Source organism: Streptococcus mitis (genome assembly GCF_002096735.1).
In the GTDB taxonomy this organism is placed as follows: domain Bacteria; phylum Bacillota; class Bacilli; order Lactobacillales; family Streptococcaceae; genus Streptococcus; species Streptococcus mitis_CZ.
This window is the reverse complement of record NZ_NCVC01000017.1, coordinates 460,321-478,272: the sequence shown is the minus strand read 5'-3', so window position 1 is coordinate 478,272 and position 17,952 is coordinate 460,321. Positions and strand designations below refer to the sequence as shown.

15 protein-coding genes and 2 tRNA genes are annotated in these 17,952 nt (G+C 40.5%); 16 read left to right on the top strand and 1 reads right to left on the bottom strand.

The annotated features are described in order from the left end of the window. Nucleotides 1–55 precede the first annotated feature (55 nt). The 15 genes from parC (at nucleotide 56) to sufB (ending at nucleotide 15,381) form a co-directional block, all read left to right on the top strand. Nucleotides 56–2,527, top strand: coding sequence for a DNA topoisomerase IV subunit A (gene parC, locus B7703_RS09355; RefSeq protein WP_084924570.1), 2,472 nt, complete (start codon nucleotides 56–58; stop codon nucleotides 2,525–2,527). A 134-nt stretch (nucleotides 2,528–2,661) separates the two neighbouring features. Beyond that, the gene (locus tag B7703_RS09350; protein ID WP_000218997.1) at nucleotides 2,662–3,684 is read left to right on the top strand and encodes a branched-chain amino acid aminotransferase; all 1,023 of its coding nucleotides are present in this window, start codon (nucleotides 2,662–2,664) and stop codon (nucleotides 3,682–3,684) included. A gap of 21 nt (nucleotides 3,685–3,705) precedes the next feature. Next, a complete protein-coding gene (locus B7703_RS09345) occupies nucleotides 3,706–5,673 on the top strand; it encodes a peptide ABC transporter substrate-binding protein (protein WP_000837410.1) in 1,968 nt (655 codons plus the stop codon). A gap of 97 nt (nucleotides 5,674–5,770) precedes the next feature. Beyond that, the gene (locus tag B7703_RS09340) at nucleotides 5,771–6,001 is read left to right on the top strand and encodes a DUF2969 domain-containing protein (RefSeq protein ID WP_000037113.1); all 231 of its coding nucleotides are present in this window, start codon (nucleotides 5,771–5,773) and stop codon (nucleotides 5,999–6,001) included. Between the two features lie 49 nt (nucleotides 6,002–6,050). Further along, a tRNA-Tyr gene (locus B7703_RS09335) sits at nucleotides 6,051–6,131 on the top strand. A gap of 9 nt (nucleotides 6,132–6,140) precedes the next feature. Continuing rightward, a tRNA-Gln gene (locus B7703_RS09330) sits at nucleotides 6,141–6,212 on the top strand. 161 nt (nucleotides 6,213–6,373) lie between these two features. Further along, nucleotides 6,374–7,576: a 30S ribosomal protein S1 gene (gene rpsA / locus B7703_RS09325; RefSeq protein ID WP_001001630.1), complete on the top strand. Its 1,203-nt coding sequence runs from the start codon at nucleotides 6,374–6,376 to the stop codon at nucleotides 7,574–7,576. 85 nt (nucleotides 7,577–7,661) lie between these two features. Beyond that, nucleotides 7,662–8,159 carry a GAF domain-containing protein gene (locus B7703_RS09320; protein ID WP_084924569.1) on the top strand — a complete coding sequence of 166 codons (498 nt, stop codon included), beginning with the start codon at nucleotides 7,662–7,664 and terminating at the stop codon, nucleotides 8,157–8,159. After that, complete coding sequence (gene dnaX / locus B7703_RS09315) at nucleotides 8,159–9,814, top strand: DNA polymerase III subunit gamma/tau (protein ID WP_084924567.1); 1,656 nt, start codon at nucleotides 8,159–8,161, stop codon at nucleotides 9,812–9,814. The genes B7703_RS09320 and dnaX overlap by 1 nt, the downstream gene beginning before the upstream one ends. Before the next feature lie 27 nt (nucleotides 9,815–9,841). Further along, nucleotides 9,842–10,036, top strand: coding sequence for a DUF3272 domain-containing protein (locus B7703_RS09310; RefSeq protein WP_070842933.1), 195 nt, complete (start codon nucleotides 9,842–9,844; stop codon nucleotides 10,034–10,036). A 150-nt stretch (nucleotides 10,037–10,186) separates the two neighbouring features. Beyond that, complete coding sequence (gene sufC / locus B7703_RS09305) at nucleotides 10,187–10,957, top strand: Fe-S cluster assembly ATPase SufC (RefSeq protein WP_000114489.1); 771 nt, start codon at nucleotides 10,187–10,189, stop codon at nucleotides 10,955–10,957. Nucleotides 10,958–10,984: 27 nt separating this feature from the next. Beyond that, nucleotides 10,985–12,247 carry a Fe-S cluster assembly protein SufD gene (gene sufD, locus B7703_RS09300; protein ID WP_084924565.1) on the top strand — a complete coding sequence of 421 codons (1,263 nt, stop codon included), beginning with the start codon at nucleotides 10,985–10,987 and terminating at the stop codon, nucleotides 12,245–12,247. Between the two features lie 10 nt (nucleotides 12,248–12,257). Continuing rightward, entirely contained in the window at nucleotides 12,258–13,484 is a 1,227-nt protein-coding gene (locus B7703_RS09295) for a cysteine desulfurase (protein WP_084924564.1), read from the top strand. Beyond that, on the top strand, nucleotides 13,471–13,911 hold the full coding sequence (sufU, locus tag B7703_RS09290; RefSeq protein ID WP_084924562.1) for a Fe-S cluster assembly sulfur transfer protein SufU: 441 nt from the start codon (nucleotides 13,471–13,473) through the stop codon (nucleotides 13,909–13,911). Before B7703_RS09295 ends, sufU begins: the two co-directional genes overlap by 14 nt. A 57-nt stretch (nucleotides 13,912–13,968) precedes the next feature. Then, on the top strand, nucleotides 13,969–15,381 hold the full coding sequence (gene sufB, locus B7703_RS09285) for a Fe-S cluster assembly protein SufB (RefSeq protein WP_000797054.1): 1,413 nt from the start codon (nucleotides 13,969–13,971) through the stop codon (nucleotides 15,379–15,381). 83 nt (nucleotides 15,382–15,464) lie between these two features. Here the strand turns inward: sufB and pbp3 are convergent, their stop codons facing one another. Next, on the bottom strand, nucleotides 15,465–16,706 hold the full coding sequence (gene pbp3 / locus B7703_RS09280; RefSeq protein WP_084924561.1) for a D-alanyl-D-alanine carboxypeptidase PBP3: 1,242 nt from the start codon (nucleotides 16,704–16,706) through the stop codon (nucleotides 15,465–15,467). A 102-nt stretch (nucleotides 16,707–16,808) separates the two neighbouring features. Between pbp3 and B7703_RS09275 the strand changes: the two genes are divergently transcribed. Continuing rightward, nucleotides 16,809–17,918, top strand: a complete 1,110-nt coding sequence (locus B7703_RS09275) for an AI-2E family transporter (protein ID WP_084924559.1) — start codon at nucleotides 16,809–16,811, stop codon at nucleotides 17,916–17,918. Nucleotides 17,919–17,952 lie beyond the last annotated feature (34 nt).

Here is a 17,952-nt window from a genome sequence, read left to right as displayed (position 1 = left end):
CTTACTTCAAGAATTTTCTATTTTCACTTGGTATTTTACGGGCTCTGTATCCTATATGAGTAACATTCAAAACATGTCCCTGGAGGACATTATGGGAGAGCGCTTTGGTCGCTACTCCAAGTACATTATTCAAGACCGGGCTTTGCCAGATATTCGTGATGGCTTGAAGCCGGTTCAGCGTCGCATTCTTTATTCTATGAATAAGGATGGCAATACCTTTGATAAGAGTTACCGCAAGTCGGCCAAGTCTGTCGGTAACATCATGGGGAATTTCCACCCACACGGTGACAGTTCTATCTATGATGCCATGGTTCGTATGTCACAGGACTGGAAAAATCGTGAGATTTTGGTTGAAATGCACGGTAATAACGGTTCTATGGACGGAGATCCGCCTGCGGCTATGCGTTATACTGAGGCACGTCTGTCTGAAATTGCTGGCTATCTTCTTCAGGATATCGAGAAGAAGACAGTTCCCTTTGCTTGGAACTTTGATGACACCGAAAAAGAGCCGACAGTCTTGCCAGCAGCCTTTCCAAATCTCTTGGTAAATGGATCGACTGGTATTTCGGCTGGATATGCGACAGATATTCCACCTCATAATTTAGCTGAGGTCATCGATACAGCTGTTTACATGATTGACCATCCAACTGCCAAGGTGGATAAACTCATGGAATTCTTGCCTGGACCAGACTTCCCGACTGGAGGGATTATCCAGGGTCGTGATGAAATCAAGAAGGCCTATGAAACTGGTAAAGGGCGCGTGGTTGTTCGTTCCAAGACTGAGATTGAAAAGCTAAAAGGTGGTAAGGAACAAATTGTTGTTACTGAGATTCCTTATGAAATCAACAAGGCCAATCTAGTCAAGAAGATTGATGATGTTCGTGTCAATAATAAGGTGTCTGGTATTGCTGAGGTTCGCGATGAGTCTGACCGTGACGGTCTCCGTATTGCTATTGAGCTAAAAAAAGATGCCAATACGGAGCTTGTTCTCAACTACCTATTTAAATACACCGACCTACAAATCAACTACAACTTTAATATGGTGGCAATTGACAATTTCACGCCTCGTCAGGTTGGGATTGTTCCAATCCTGTCTAGCTACATTGCCCACCGTCGTGAAGTGATTTTGGCGCGTTCACGCTTTGATAAGGAAAAGGCTGAGAAACGTCTCCATATCGTTGAAGGTTTGATTCGTGTGATTTCGATTTTGGACGAAGTCATTGCGCTTATCCGTGCTTCTGAGAATAAGGCTGACGCCAAGGAAAATCTCAAGGTCAGTTATGATTTTACTGAAGAGCAGGCTGAGGCTATCGTAACCTTGCAACTATACCGTTTGACCAATACCGATGTGGTTATCTTGCAAGAAGAAGAAGCAGAACTTCGTGAGAAGATTGCCATGCTTGCGGCTATTATCGGAGATGAACGGACCATGTACAATCTTATGAAGAAAGAACTTCGTGAGGTTAAGAAGAAATTTGCCACTCCTCGTTTGAGTTCTTTAGAAGACACTGCGAAAGCAATTGAGATTGATACAGCTAGTCTGATTGCCGAGGAAGATACCTACGTCAGCGTGACCAAGGCTGGTTACATCAAGCGTACCAGCCCGCGTTCTTTTGCAGCTTCAACGCTAGAGGAAATTGGAAAACGTGATGATGACCGTTTGATCTTTGTACAAGCTGCCAAGACAACCCAGCATCTTTTGATGTTTACGACTCTCGGAAATGTCATTTATCGACCAATCCATGAATTGGCAGACATTCGCTGGAAGGACATCGGAGAGCATCTGAGCCAAACCATCACAAACTTTGAAACTAACGAAGAAATCCTTTATGTGGAAGTCGTGGATCAGTTTGATGATGCGACAACCTACTTTACTGCAACTCGTCTCGGTCAAATTAAACGGGTAGAACGCAAAGAGTTCTCTCCATGGCGAACCTACAAGTCTAAGTCTGTCAAGTATGCTAAGCTCAAAGACGAGACAGACCAGATTGTAGCAGTGGCTCCGATTAAACTGGATGATGTTCTCTTGATTAGCCAAAACGGTTATGCTCTGCGTTTCAATATCGAAGAGGTTCCTGTTGTCGGTGCCAAGGCTGCAGGTGTCAAGGCTATGAACCTGAAAGAAGATGATACCCTCCAATCGGCCTTTATCTGTAACACTTCATCCTTCTACCTCTTGACTCAGCGTGGAAGTTTGAAACGTGTTTCTATTGACGAAATTCCAGCAACTAGCCGTGCCAAACGAGGACTACAAGTCTTGCGTGAGTTGAAAAACAAACCGCATCGTGTCTTCTTAGCAGGATCAGTTGCAGAGCAAGGATTTGTTGGTGATCTCTTCAGTACAGAAGTGGAAGAGAACGACCAAACGCTGCTTGTCCAATCGAACAAAGGAACAATCTATGAAAGTCGACTACAAGACTTGAATCTGTCAGAACGCACAAGTAATGGTAGCTTCATCTCTGACACGATTTCGGATGAAGAAGTTTTTGACGCTTATCTTAAAGAAGTATTTACTGAAGCTAAATAAGTGAAATGAAGAATCAGTTCTAAGAGCTGGTTCTTTTTATTGAAGAAATTTTCTGAAAATTACAAAATATACTTGCTATTTTAGAAAAATAGTGTAGAATAAAAGAAATAGGTTTTTAGAATAAGGAGTGGAATATGACAGTAACGATTGATTGGGAAAATCTCGGTTTTTCCTATATGAAATTACCTTATCGCTATATTGCTCATTTTAAAAATGGACAATGGGATCAAGGAGAGCTTACAGAGGATGCAAACTTGCATATTTCAGAGTCTTCTCCAAGTCTTCACTATGGTCAACAAGCATTTGAAGGTTTGAAAGCTTATCGTACTAAGGATGGTAGTGTTCAACTGTTCCGTCCTGATGAAAATGCTAAACGCCTGCAACGGACATGTGACCGTCTCTTGATGCCACAAGTTCCAACAGAAATGTTTGTAGACGCTTGTAAGGCAGTTGTTCGTGCGAATGAAGAATATGTACCTCCATATGGAACAGGTGGAACCTTATATCTTCGCCCTCTTTTGATTGGTGTCGGAGATATTATTGGGGTTAAACCAGCAGAAGAGTATATTTTTACCATCTTTGCCATGCCAGTTGGTAATTACTTTAAAGGCGGTTTGGTCCCAACCAACTTCTTGATTCAGGATGAATACGACCGTGCCGCTCCAAATGGTACAGGTGCGGCTAAGGTTGGTGGAAACTATGCTGCAAGTCTCTTGCCAGGGAAATTGGCCAAGTCACGTCATTTCTCAGATGTTATCTATCTAGACCCATCAACTCATACAAAGATTGAAGAGGTCGGATCAGCTAACTTCTTTGGAATTACAGCTGATAATGAATTTGTAACACCATTGAGTCCATCTATCTTGCCATCTATTACCAAGTATTCTTTGCTTTACTTAGCAGAACATCGCTTGGGCTTAACTCCTATTGAGGGGGATGTCCCAATTGATAATCTTGACCGTTTTGTAGAGGCAGGTGCCTGTGGTACAGCAGCAGTTATTTCTCCAATTGGTGGAATTCAGCACGGTGATGATTTCCATGTTTTCTATAGTGAAACAGAAGTAGGTCCTGTGACTCGTAAACTCTATGATGAATTGACAGGTATTCAGTTTGGTGATATTGAAGCGCCAGAAGGTTGGATTGTAAAAGTAGATTAAAATTAACTAAAGGAGATTTTTATGAAATCGAAAAAATGGCTCTTAACAGCAGGAGTGGTCCTGAGCACAACAGCTCTTTTAGTGGCTTGTGGAAAAGCTGATAAAGAAGCAGATGCACCGACAACATTTTCATATGTCTATGCAGTAGATCCAGCATCTTTGGATTATAGTATAGCGACTCGTACATCTACAACAGATGTCATCGGGAATGTGGTGGATGGTTTGATGGAAAATGACCAGTACGGGAATGTTATTCCTTCCTTGGCTGAAGATTGGTCTGTCTCAAAAGATGGTTTGACTTATACCTATAAACTTCGTAAAGGAGTTAAATGGTACACTTCAGAAGGCGAAGAATACGCAGAAGTAACAGCCCATGACTTTGTGACAGGACTAAAACACGTAGCTGACGGTAAGTCAGACGGTGTCTCTCTCATCCAAAATTCAATCAAGGGCTTGGATGCCTACATGACTGGTGAGACCAATGATTTCTCTACAGTTGGTGTCAAGGCCTTGGACGATTACACAGTCGAATATACCCTAAACAAACCAGAAAGCTTCTGGAATTCTAAAGTCACCACAGCAACGATGTTGCCTGTAAATGAAGAATTTTTGAAGGCATCAGGTAAAGATTATGGAGCAGTTACTCCAGCAGGAATTCTCTACAATGGTCCTTATATCTTGAAGACCTTGACTTCTAAATCGTTGATCGAATACGAGAAAAATCCAAACTACTGGGATAAAGAAAAGGTAAAAATTGAAAAGGTCAAATTGACCTACTACGATGGTTCAGATCAGGAATCGTTGATTCGTAGCTTCTCTTCAGGTGCCTATACGACAGCCCGTCTCTTCCCAAGTAGCTCAAACTTTGCTTCTACTTTGGAACAATACGGAGATAAAATCACTTATAGCCCACAGGATTCAAGTAGCTATTACTTCACCTTTAACGTAAATCGTCAATCATATAATAAAACTGCGAAAACAAGTGAAGAGCAAAAGACTTCTACTAAAGAAGCTATGCTTAATAAGGACTTCCGTCAGGCTATCAACTTTGCCTTCAACCGCCATTCTTATGCTGCCCAGCTAAATGGTGAAGACGGTGCGGACAAGATTATTCGTAACAGCCTCGTTCCTGACAACTTTGTACAAGCAGGTGGTAAAAACTTTGGTCAAATCGCTCAAGCAGAGTTGGTGAACTATGGTGACCAATGGAAAGATGTTGAGCTAGTTGACGGTAAGGATTCTATCTACAATCCTGACAAGGCTAAAGCTGCTTTCGAAAAAGCTAAGAAAGACTTGGAATCTAAAGGGGTAACATTCCCAATTCACTTGGATGTCCCAGTTGAACAAACAGATACCATCGCCGTTCAACAAAGCAACTCTTTCAAACAGTCTATTGAATCAACTCTTGGTGCTGAAAATGTTGTTATCGACGTTCTTCAAATGACAGATAATGAAAAGGAAACAATCACTTCTCAAGCGCGTGTTCCTTCTCAAAAAGATTATGATTTGAACAGTACAGGATGGGCTCCAAGCTATCAAGACCCAGCATCTTACTTGAATATCATGGATCCTAAATCAGGTTCTGCTATGAAACACCTTGGTATTACTAAAGGGAAAGATAAGGATGTTGTAGCTAAACTTGGTTTGGACCAATATAAGAAATTATTGGATGATGCAGATTCAGAAACTACAAATCTTGAAGAACGCTATGAAAAATATGCCAAGGCTCAAGCTTGGTTGACAGATAGTTCATTATTGATGCCAACAGCCTCATCTGGTGGTTCTCCAGTTGTAAGTAATGTCGTGCCATTCTCAAAACCATACTCACAAGTTGGTATTAAGGGTGACCCATATATCTTTAAAGGAATGAAATTGCAAAAAGATATTGTTACAACAAAAGAATATGAAGAAGCACTGAAAAAATGGCAAAAAGAAAAATTGGAATCAAATGGTAAGTACCAAAAAGAACTAGAAAAACATATTAAATAAAGCAGAAAACTTTATATCAGACAAGCCTGGTATAGAGTTTTTTCTTGCTAGTTTTAGGATTTTCTTGTAAAATAGAAAAAGTGAAGAGAGGTATGAAATGAGCAAGAAAGATAAAAAAATTGAAATTCAAGTAGCAGATGCTAAAGTTAATGTTGGTAAAGACAGTTTTGAAGGTTATACATTGACTATCGGTAAAAAAGTTATCGGAGAAATTGCCGAATTAGACGGACAATTTGCCATCATAAAGAATGGGAATGTCGATAGTTTTTATAAAAAATTGGAAAAAGCTGTGGAAATTTTGATTGAAAATTATAATTTAGCAAAATAAGTCTTGTTTTTTTGAAATTTTCATGATATAATAGTCCATGTTGATTGTAGGAGAGATAGCGAAGAGGCTAAACGCGGCGGACTGTAAATCCGCTCCTTCGGGTTCGGGGGTTCGAATCCCTCTCTCTCCATTTCGTCAATGGGGTATAGCCAAGCGGTAAGGCAAGGGACTTTGACTCCCTCATGCGTTGGTTCGAATCCAGCTACCCCAGTTCTTAGGTAATAATCAAGATAAAAAGCAAAATATCTTAGGGTATTTTATTTTTATAATTGAAAGACGTGAACGATATGAACATGTCCTTGCGGGTGCTTAGGAAAAAAATTATAAGTATGTCAAGTTTAAGAAAAACTTGATTGTTGGAGGATTTTTTAGATGAACGAATTTGAAGATTTGCTAAATAGCGTTAGCCAAGTTGAGACTGGTGATGTTGTTAGTGCTGAAGTATTGACAGTTGATGCGACTCAAGCTAACGTTGCAATCTCTGGAACTGGTGTTGAAGGTGTCTTGACTCTTCGCGAATTGACAAACGATCGCGATGCAGATATCAATGACTTTGTTAAAGTAGGAGAAGTATTGGATGTTCTTGTACTTCGTCAAGTGGTTGGTAAAGATACTGATACAGTTACATACCTTGTATCTAAAAAACGCCTTGAAGCTCGCAAAGCATGGGACAAACTTGTTGGTCGCGAAGAAGAAGTTGTTACTGTTAAAGGAACTCGTGCCGTTAAAGGTGGACTTTCAGTAGAATTTGAAGGTGTTCGTGGATTTATCCCAGCTTCAATGTTGGATACTCGTTTCGTACGTAACACTGAGCGTTTTGTAGGTCAAGAATTTGATGCTAAAATCAAAGAAGTTGACGCTAAAGAAAACCGCTTCATCCTTTCACGTCGTGAAGTTGTTGAAGCAGCTACAGCAGCAGCTCGCGCTGAAGTATTCGGTAAATTGGCTGTTGGTGATGTAGTAACTGGTAAAGTTGCACGTATCACAAGTTTCGGTGCTTTCATCGACCTTGGTGGTGTTGACGGATTGGTTCACTTGACTGAATTGTCACATGAACGTAACGTATCACCAAAATCAGTTGTAACTGTTGGTGAAGAAATTGAAGTGAAAATCCTTGATCTTAACGAAGAAGAAGGACGCGTATCACTTTCACTTAAAGCAACAACACCTGGACCATGGGATGGCGTTGAGCAAAAATTGGCTAAAGGTGATGTAGTAGAAGGAACAGTTAAACGTTTGACTGACTTCGGTGCATTTGTTGAAGTATTGCCAGGTATCGATGGACTTGTTCACGTATCACAAATTTCACACAAACGTATTGAAAATCCAAAAGAAGCTCTTAAAGTTGGTCAAGAAGTTAAAGTTAAAGTTCTTGAAGTTAACGCAGATGCAGAGCGCGTATCACTTTCTATCAAAGCTCTTGAAGAGCGTCCAGCTCAAGAAGAAGGACAAAAAGAAGAAAAACGTGCTGCTCGTCCACGTCGTCCAAAACGTCAAGAAAAACGTGATTTCGAACTTCCAGAAACACAAACAGGATTCTCAATGGCTGACTTGTTCGGTGATATCGAACTTTAATCAAATTGAAAATTCACAAAATCCTTTGTTTACTAAACAAGGGATTTTTCTTTTGTCTGTAAGCCTTTTTTGATATAATAGTTCTATGTTAGAATCAGAAAAACAATCACGTTATCAAATCTTAAATGAGGAGCTCTCTTTTTTATTGGATGGTGAAACCAATGTTTTGGCTAATCTTTCCAACGCCAGTGCTCTTCTAAAATCACGCTTTCCTAATACCGTATTCTCAGGCTTTTATCTGTTTGATGGAAAGGAATTGGTTCTAGGTCCTTTCCAAGGAAGTGTTTCCTGCATCCGTATTGCACTTGGAAAAGGTGTTTGTGGGGAGGCAGCTCACTTTCAGGAAACTGTTCTGGTTGGTAATGTAACAACTTATCCCAACTATATTTCTTGTGATAGTCGAGCTAAAAGTGAAATTGTTGTTCCGATGGTTAAGAATGGTCAATTGCTCGGGGTTCTGGATCTGGATTCTTCAGAGATTGATGATTATGATGCTATGGATCGAGATTATTTGGAACAATTTGTCGCTATTTTGCTTGAAAAGACAGAATGGGACTTTACAATGTTTGGGGAGAAAGCCTAATGTATCAAGCTCTTTATCGAAAATATAGAAGTCAAAACTTCTCCCAGTTGGTTGGACAGGAAGTTGTGGCTAAGACTCTTAAACAAGCAGTAGAGCAAGAGAAAATAAGTCATGCCTATCTTTTTTCTGGTCCACGTGGAACGGGAAAAACCAGTGTAGCCAAGATTTTTGCCAAAGCTATGAACTGTCCAAATCAAGTGGGTGGTGAACCATGTAATAACTGCTATATTTGTCAAGCAGTGACAGATGGTAGTTTAGAAGATGTCATTGAAATGGATGCAGCCTCTAATAACGGGGTGGATGAAATCCGTGAAATTCGTGATAAATCTACCTACGCTCCTAGTCTTGCCCGTTATAAGGTCTATATCATAGATGAGGTTCACATGCTGTCTACAGGAGCTTTTAATGCCCTCCTAAAGACGTTAGAAGAGCCAACACAGAATGTGGTCTTTATTTTGGCTACTACTGAATTGCACAAGATACCTGCGACTATTCTATCCCGTGTGCAACGTTTTGAATTTAAATCGATTAAGACACAGGATATTAAGGAACATATTCACTATATCTTAGACAAAGAAAATATCAGTTCTGAACCAGAGGCTGTGGAAATCATTGCCAGACGGGCTGAAGGTGGAATGCGAGATGCCTTGTCTATTTTGGATCAAGCCCTGAGTTTGACACAGGGAAACGAGTTGACGACTGCCATCTCTGAAGAAATTACTGGTACCATTAGCCTATCGGCCTTGGATGATTATGTGGCTGCCTTGTCTCAACAGGATGTTCCAAAGGCCCTAGCATGCTTGAATCTTCTCTTTGACAATGGTAAGAGTATGACTCGTTTTGTGACCGACCTTTTGCACTATTTAAGAGACTTGTTAATTGTTCAAACAGGTGGAGAAAATACTCATCATAGTCCAGTCTTTGTAGAAAATTTGGCACTTCCTCAAGAAAATCTGTTTGAAATGATTCGCTTGGCGACAGTCAGTTTAGCAGATATTAAGTCTAGTTTGCAGCCCAAGATTTATGCTGAGATGATGACTATCCGTTTGGCAGAGATTAAGCCTGAACCAGCTCTTTCTGGGGCAGTTGAAAGTGAAATTTCTGCACTGAGACAGGAAATTGCCCGTCTCAAACAAGAACTCGCAAATGTGGGAACCGTATCTAAGCCAACAAATCCAGCTCCTAGTCGTGCAACAGCAGGCAAAACAGTCTATCGTGTGGATCGCAATAAGGTTCACTCTATCTTACAAGAGGCTGTTGAAAATCCTGATTTAGCACGTCAAAATCTGATTCGCTTGCAGAATGCCTGGGGAGAGGTGATTGAAAGTCTTGGAGGTCCTGATAAAGCTCTGCTAGTTGGTTCTCAACCGGTTGCGGCCAATGAACACCATGCTATTCTTGCTTTTGAGTCTAACTTCAATGCTGGTCAAACCATGAAACGAGATAATCTCAACACCATGTTTGGCAACATCCTCAGTCAGGCAGCAGGTTTTTCACCTGAGATTTTAGCCATTTCCATGGAGGAATGGAAAGAAGTTCGCGCAGCCTTTTCAGTCAAAGCCAAATCTTCTCAAACTGAAAAAGAAGTAGAAGAAAGTCTGATTCCAGAAGGATTTGAATTTTTGGCTGATAAAGTGAAGGTAGAGGAAGACTAAAGAAAGATTTCATGATACAATAAGTTTATGAATAGACAACAATTTATTACCATCGCGCTGTTTACAGCTGCTGAGACCTATTTTTTCAATGAAGCCTGGATGACTGGTCGCTATATTATGGCAGCCTTTTGGGCCATTTTGCTCTTTAGAAATTTCCGAGTTAGTTACTTGATGGGCAAGATTGTAGATGTCATTGACCAGCATTTAAAAGGAAAAGACTAGTCCTCAGCTTCTAGACAAAATAAAAGCCTTTTAGGCTTTTTTTTGTTATACTATAAAAGTATATTTATTGACCTTTTACCGTATTTTCTAGGGAAATCAAGTATGTTTCCAGTAAGCACTGTAAAGGCCTTGAAAAAGAAAGGAACTATCATGTCAGTATTAGAGATCAAAGATCTTCACGTTGAGATTGAAGGAAAAGAAATTTTAAAAGGGGTTAACCTGACCCTGAAAACAGGAGAAATCGCCGCTATCATGGGACCAAATGGTACTGGTAAATCGACTCTTTCTGCCGCTATCATGGGAAATCCAAACTATGAAGTTACCAAAGGTGAAGTCTTGTTTGATGGCGTAAACATCCTTGAGTTGGAAGTGGACGAGCGTGCGCGTATGGGACTTTTCCTTGCTATGCAATACCCATCAGAAATTCCTGGAATTACCAATGCTGAGTTTCTTCGTGCAGCCATGAATGCTGGTAAAGAAGACGATGAGAAGATTTCAGTTCGTGAGTTTATCACTAAACTCGACGAGAAGATGGAATTGCTCAACATGAAAGAAGAAATGGCTGAGCGTTACCTCAACGAAGGTTTCTCTGGTGGTGAGAAAAAACGAAATGAAATTCTTCAACTTTTGATGTTGGAGCCAACATTTGCCCTTTTGGATGAGATTGACTCTGGTCTTGATATTGACGCTCTTAAAGTTGTTTCTAAGGGTGTTAATGCCATGCGTGGTGAAGGCTTTGGTGCTATGATTATCACTCACTACCAACGTCTTTTGAACTACATCACACCAGACGTGGTACACGTGATGATGGAAGGGCGTGTTGTCCTTTCAGGTGGTCCAGAATTGGCTGCACGTTTGGAACGTGAAGGATACGCAAAACTAGCTGAAGAACTTGGCTACGACTACAAGGAAGAATTGTAATTCCCTCGTGTCTTTTAGGAGAAGTAAATGACTAAAGAAAATATTAAACTTTTTTCAGAAATGCACGCTGAACCAAGCTGGTTGGCTGACCTCCGTCAAAAAGCTTTTGATAAGATTGAGACTTTGGAATTACCAGTTATTGAGCGTGTCAAATTCCACCGTTGGAATCTTGGTGATGGAACGATTACAGAAAGTGAGCCATCAGCAAATGTTCCAGATTTCACAGCTCTAGATAATCACTTGAAGTTGGTACAAGTAGGAACTCAAACTGTTTTTGAGCAAACTCCAGTTGAGTTAGCTGAACAGGGTGTTGTCTTCACAGACTTCCATTCAGCTTTAGAAGAAATTCCAGAGCTGATCGAAGAATTCTTCATGGCATCTGTTAAGTATGACGATGACAAGTTGGCAGCCTACCATACAGCTTATTTCAACAGTGGTGCTGTTCTCTACATTCCTGATAATGTTGAGATTAAAGAACCAATCGAAGGAATTTTCTATCAAGACAGCGATAGTGATGTGCCGTTTAACAAGCATATTATGATTATCGCTGGTAAAAATTCTAAGATTAGTTATCTGGAGCGTTTAGAGTCACGCGGTGAGGGAAGTGTCAAAGCAACTGCTAATATCACAGTAGAAGTGATTGCACGTTCTGGTGCGCAAGTGAAGTTTGCTGCGATCGACCGTTTAGGAGAAAACGTCACTACCTATATTAGCCGTCGTGGTAAATTAGGCAACGATGCAAGCATTGACTGGGCGATTGGTGTCATGAACGAAGGGAATGTCGTTGCGGACTTTGATAGCGACTTGATTGGAAATGGTAGCCATGCGGATCTTAAAGTCGTAGCTCTTTCAAGTGGCCGTCAGGTACAAGGGATTGATACCCGAGTAACTAACTATGGTTGCAACTCAATCGGAAATATCCTTCAACATGGGGTTATTCTTGAAAAAGCAACCTTGACCTTCAATGGTATTGGCCACATTATCAAGGGTGCTAAGGGAGCAGATGCGCAACAAGAGAGCCGTGTTCTTATGCTTTCAGACCAAGCGCGTTCAGATGCCAATCCAATTCTTTTGATTGATGAAAATGACGTTACTGCAGGTCATGCAGCTTCTATCGGTCAGGTAGATCCAGAAGATATGTATTACCTCATGAGCCGTGGCTTGGATAAGGCAACTGCAGAACGTTTGGTTGTCCGTGGTTTCCTTGGCTCCGTTATCGTTGAGATTCCAGTCAAGGAAGTTCGTGATGAAATGATTGCAACTATCGAAGAAAAATTGTCAAAACGCTAAGGGGTAGCCTATGTTAGATGTAGAAGTGATTCGCAAGGATTTTCCAATTTTAGACCAGATTGTTAATGATGAACCATTGGTTTATTTGGACAATGCCGCGACGACACAAAAACCACTAGCAGTTCTGGGAACGATTAACCGCTATTATGAGCAGGACAATGCCAATGTTCATCGTGGGGTTCATACCTTGGCAGAAAGGGCGACAGCTTCTTATGAGGCGGCTCGTGAAACCATTCGTAAGTTTATCAATGCAGGATCTACAAAGGAAGTTCTCTTTACTAGAGGAACGACAACCAGTCTCAACTGGGTGGCGCGTTATGCTGAGGAAGTCTTGACTGAGGGAGACCAGGTTTTGATTTCTGTCATGGAACACCATTCCAATATCATTCCATGGCAGGAAGCCTGCCGCAAGACTGGGGCAGAGCTTGTCTATGTCTATCTCAAGAATGGAGCTCTGGATATGGATGATTTGCGGGCTAAATTGACTGATAAAGTTAAGTTTGTCTCCCTTGCTCACGCCTCAAATGTCCTGGGTGTGATCAATCCAATCAAAGAAATTACTCAATTGGCCCACCAAGTTGGTGCCATCATGGTGGTGGATGGTGCTCAATCTACGCCTCATATGAAGATTGATGTTCAGGACTTGGATGTGGACTTCTTTGCCTTTTCAGGTCACAAGATGGCTGGTCCGACTGGTATCGGTGTTCTTTACGGTAAAGAAAAGTATCTGGAACAAATGTCACCTCTTGAATTTGGTGGCGAAATGATTGATTTCGTCTATGAGCAATCTGCTAGTTGGAAGGAATTGCCATGGAAATTTGAGGCTGGAACTCCTAATATGGCAGGTGCAATTGGACTTGCTGCGGCAGTGGATTATCTGGAAAAGATTGGCATGGATGCTATTGAAGCCCATGAACAAGAATTGATTGCATACGTCTTTCCAAAACTGCAGGCGATTGAGGGATTGATTATTTACGGTTCTCAGGACTTGGCTCAACGTTCAGGTGTCATTGCCTTTAACCTAGGCAATCTCCATCCTCACGACCTTGCGACTGCTTTGGATTATGAAGGAGTGGCTGTTCGTGCGGGTCACCATTGTGCGCAACCTTTGCTCCAGTATTTGGAAGTTCCAGCAACAGCCCGAGCAAGTTTTTATATCTACAATACCAAGGCAGATTGCGACAAGCTAGTCGATGCCTTACAAAAGACAAAGGAGTTTTTCAATGGCACTTTCTAAACTAGATAGCCTTTATATGGCAGTGGTAGCGGACCATTCGAAAAATCCACATCACCAAGGGAAGTTGGAAGACGCTGAGCAAATCAGTCTCAACAATCCGACCTGTGGAGATGTCATCAATCTCTCTGTCAAGTTTGATGTAGATGACCGTTTGGAGGATATCGCTTTTCTAAATTCAGGTTGCACCATCTCTACAGCATCTGCTAGTATGATGACGGACGCAGTTTTAGGAAAAACCAAACAAGAAATATTAGAACTTGCGACTATTTTTTCTGAGATGGTTCAAGGGAAAAAAGATGATAGACAAGATAGTCTTGGAGATGCAGCTTTCTTGTCAGGTGTTGCCAAATTCCCTCAACGGATCAAGTGTGCAACCCTAGCTTGGAACGCCCTGAAGAAAACAATTGAAAATCAAGAAAACAAGTAAGGCAAGTTTCTTTTGTCTTATGAATCAGTAGAAATGAAGAATGAAAGAAAGGATATTATGGCTGAAGAAAGAGTAGAACCAAAACCAATTGACCTTGGTGAATATAAATTTGGTTTCCATGATGATGTAGAGCCTGTCCTATCGACAGGAAAAGGATTGAATGAAGATGTCATTCGTGAACTATCAGCTGCTAAGGGAGAACCTGAGTGGATGCTAGAATTCCGTTTGAAGTCTTATGAAACCTTCAAAAAAATGCCCATGCAAACTTGGGGAGCAGATTTGTCAGAGATTGATTTTGATGACTTGATCTACTACCAAAAACCATCTGACAAACCAGCCCGTTCATGGGACGAAGTTCCTGAAAAAATCAAAGAAACCTTTGAACGAATCGGGATTCCAGAAGCTGAACGTGCTTATCTAGCAGGAGCCTCTGCCCAGTACGAGTCAGAAGTGGTTTACCACAACATGAAGGAAGAGTTCCAAAAATTGGGGATTATCTTTACAGATACAGATTCTGCCCTCAAGGAATACCCAGACTTGTTTAAACAATACTTTGCTAAGTTGGTACCGCCGACTGATAACAAGTTGGCTGCCCTTAACTCAGCAGTATGGTCAGGTGGAACCTTTATCTACGTACCAAAAGGGGTCAAAGTGGATATTCCTCTTCAAACCTACTTCCGTATCAACAACGAAAATACAGGTCAGTTTGAACGTACCTTGATTATCGTTGATGAGGGAGCAAGTGTCCATTATGTAGAAGGATGTACAGCGCCAACTTATTCAAGTAACAGCTTGCATGCTGCCATCGTAGAAATCTTTGCCTTGGACGGAGCTTATATGCGCTATACGACCATCCAAAACTGGTCTGATAACGTCTATAACTTGGTAACAAAGCGTGCTAAGGCTCAAAAGGATGCCACTGTTGAGTGGATTGATGGAAACTTGGGTGCCAAAACAACTATGAAATACCCATCAGTTTACCTAGATGGAGAAGGGGCGCGTGGTACTATGCTTTCTATCGCCTTTGCCAATGCAGGTCAACACCAGGATACTGGAGCTAAGATGATCCACAACGCTCCACATACCAGCTCGTCTATCGTGTCTAAATCCATCGCTAAAGGTGGAGGAAAGGTTGACTATCGTGGACAAGTAACCTTTAACAAAAACTCTAAGAAATCTGTCTCTCACATCGAGTGTGATACCATTATCATGGATGACTTGTCAGCGTCAGATACCATTCCGTTTAATGAAATTCACAACTCACAAGTCGCTTTGGAACACGAAGCTAAGGTATCTAAGATTTCTGAAGAACAACTCTATTACCTCATGAGCCGTGGATTGTCAGAATCTGAGGCAACAGAGATGATTGTCATGGGATTTGTAGAGCCCTTCACAAAAGAGCTTCCAATGGAATACGCAGTTGAGCTGAACCGCTTGATTAGCTATGAGATGGAAGGATCAGTTGGGTAAAATTTGTTTTTATATTTACCCATAATCAAGGATTTTGAAGATGAACTTGTAACAAAAAATCGCGGTTTAAAATCGCGATTTTTTTATAATTTCTCGTTGATAAATCGGATAAACTGATTCCACCAAACTTTTAAGAAGAAGGCTTTTTCAACTTTCTTTTCTGCTACCATTTCAAAACTAGGACGTTCTGTAGTGATGTAACCTTGACCAATCAAATCATTGTCTTCATAAGTCAAATGTCCAACCACAGTTCCGGCTTCAAGTGGTGCTGGAATTGCCTTAGAATCAGGTGTGAATTGAATTGTTTGGGACGATTGTCCCCCAACACGTTCAATTAGAGAGATATCATCTTTGGCAATGGCAGTGACGGTATCTTCTTTTCCATCTTGTACAGGGGCTTTACTATCTTGATAGGCATCGCCTTTTTGAACGATTTTGCGAAGTGTGAATGTAGAAGAGATATAATCCATTAGTGAAGAAGTAGCTGTGAAGCGAGCGTAAGGATTATTGTCTTGATGATCTGCATTCAAAACAACTGTGATAACCCTCATCCCTTTTTCGACAGTAGTACCAACAAAAGATTCTCCAGCTTTGTCTGTTGTTCCTGTTTTAAGGCCATCAAAACCACCGCGATAAGCAGGCATACCCTCTAACATGTAGTTGGTAGAAGTGATTGTCATTCCAGCAAAAGTAGAAGAAGGTTTTTTCGTGATTTCCAAGACTTGTGGGTATTTTTTGATGAGATTGCGAGCAACGATAGCGACATCATAAGCACTGAGCTTATTTTCCTCATCTTTTTTAGATCCTGGGTAAATGTTATCCCCTAGAGTCTCATTGTTCAGACCAGTCGTATTGACAACAGTGGCATCCTGAATTCCCCATTCCAAGAGTTTTGCCCGCATCATATCGACGAAATCTTTTTCTGAGCCAGCAATTTTCTCAGCTAGGGCAATAGCCGCACTGTTAGCACTAGATACTAGGGTTGCTTCCAGCAGTTGTTCGACGGTATAATTACGAGCCTCCATAGGAACGTTACTCGCTTCAGAATTTGTCGTTAATTTGTAAGGATAATCAGAAATATCTACCGGAGTTGATAGTGTAATACTGCCGTTTTCCAAGGCTTCATAGACAAGATAAACAGTAATTAACTTTGTGATTGAAGCAATTTCAACTGGCTGGGTTGCATCTTTCTCATAGAGAATTTTACCGGTATTTGCCTCAACAGCAATTGCATGTTTAGCAGCAATATTAAAATCTTGAGCATCAACAGTAGATGCTGCCCCAATAACGGAAAGGCTTAGGAGAGTTAAAATTATTTTTTTCATAGTAAGTTTATTCTATCATAAAGAAAAAAATATTCCCAGTTTCATGATATAAGAAAGAAGCTTTTTTGAAAGTGTGGTAAAATAGATGAATGGAGGTACTTCATGTTTCGTAAGAATAAATTATTTTTTTGGACCAGTGAGATTTTACTATTAACCATCATCTTTTATTTATGGAGACAGATGGGTGGGATTATAACGCCTTTTGTAAGTGTCGCAAACACTATAATGATTCCCTTTCTTTTAGGTGGTTTTTTATATTATTTGACCAATCCTATTGTAAATTTTTTACAAAAGTATTTCAAAATTAACCGTATCATTGGTATTCTACTAACCTTGTGCGCCTTGGTTTGTGGGCTAGTTATTGGGGTCGTCTATCTCTTACCGATTTTGATTAATCAGCTGACAAGTTTGATTGCTACAAGTCAGACAATCTACAGTCGTCTGCAAGATTTGATTATCGATTTATCCACTTATCCAGCCTTTCAAAATTTAGATATTCAAGCGACTATTCAACAGTTAAATCTCTCTTATGTAGATATTCTACAGAATATCCTAAATAGTGTAACGAATAGTGTTGGAAGTGTCTTATCTGCGCTCTTTAGTACTGTTTTGATTATTATCATGACACCTGTATTTTTAATTTATTTTTTGTTAGATGGCCACAAATTCTTGCCGATGCTTGAGCGTACTGTTTTAAAGCGAGATAAGTTGCATATTACAGGTCTTTTAAAAAATTTGAATACTACAATTGCTCGATATATTAGTGGAGTTGCTATTGATGCGATTATTATTGGTTGTTTGGCCTTTATCGGATATAGCGTGATTGGTTTGAAATACGCTTTGGTCTTTGCCATCTTTTCAGGATTGGCCAATCTCATTCCTTATGTTGGACCAAGTATTGGTTTGATTCCGATGATTATCGCCAATGTCTTTACTGATCCTCATAGAATGCTGATTGCAGTTGTTTATATGTTGATTATTCAACAAGTAGATGGGAACATCCTTTACCCTCGAATCGTTGGTGGAGTGATGAAGGTTCATCCAATTACGATTTTAGTATTACTTTTGTTATCAAGTAATATCTATGGCGTCATTGGTATGATTGTCGCTGTACCAACCTATTCTATCTTGAAAGAAATTTCTAAGTTCTTATCTCGCTTGTATGAAAATCATAGAATAATGAAAGAACGAGAAAGAGAATTAGCCAAGTAAAAGTCAGGAAATTCCTGATTTTTCTTTTTCTTTA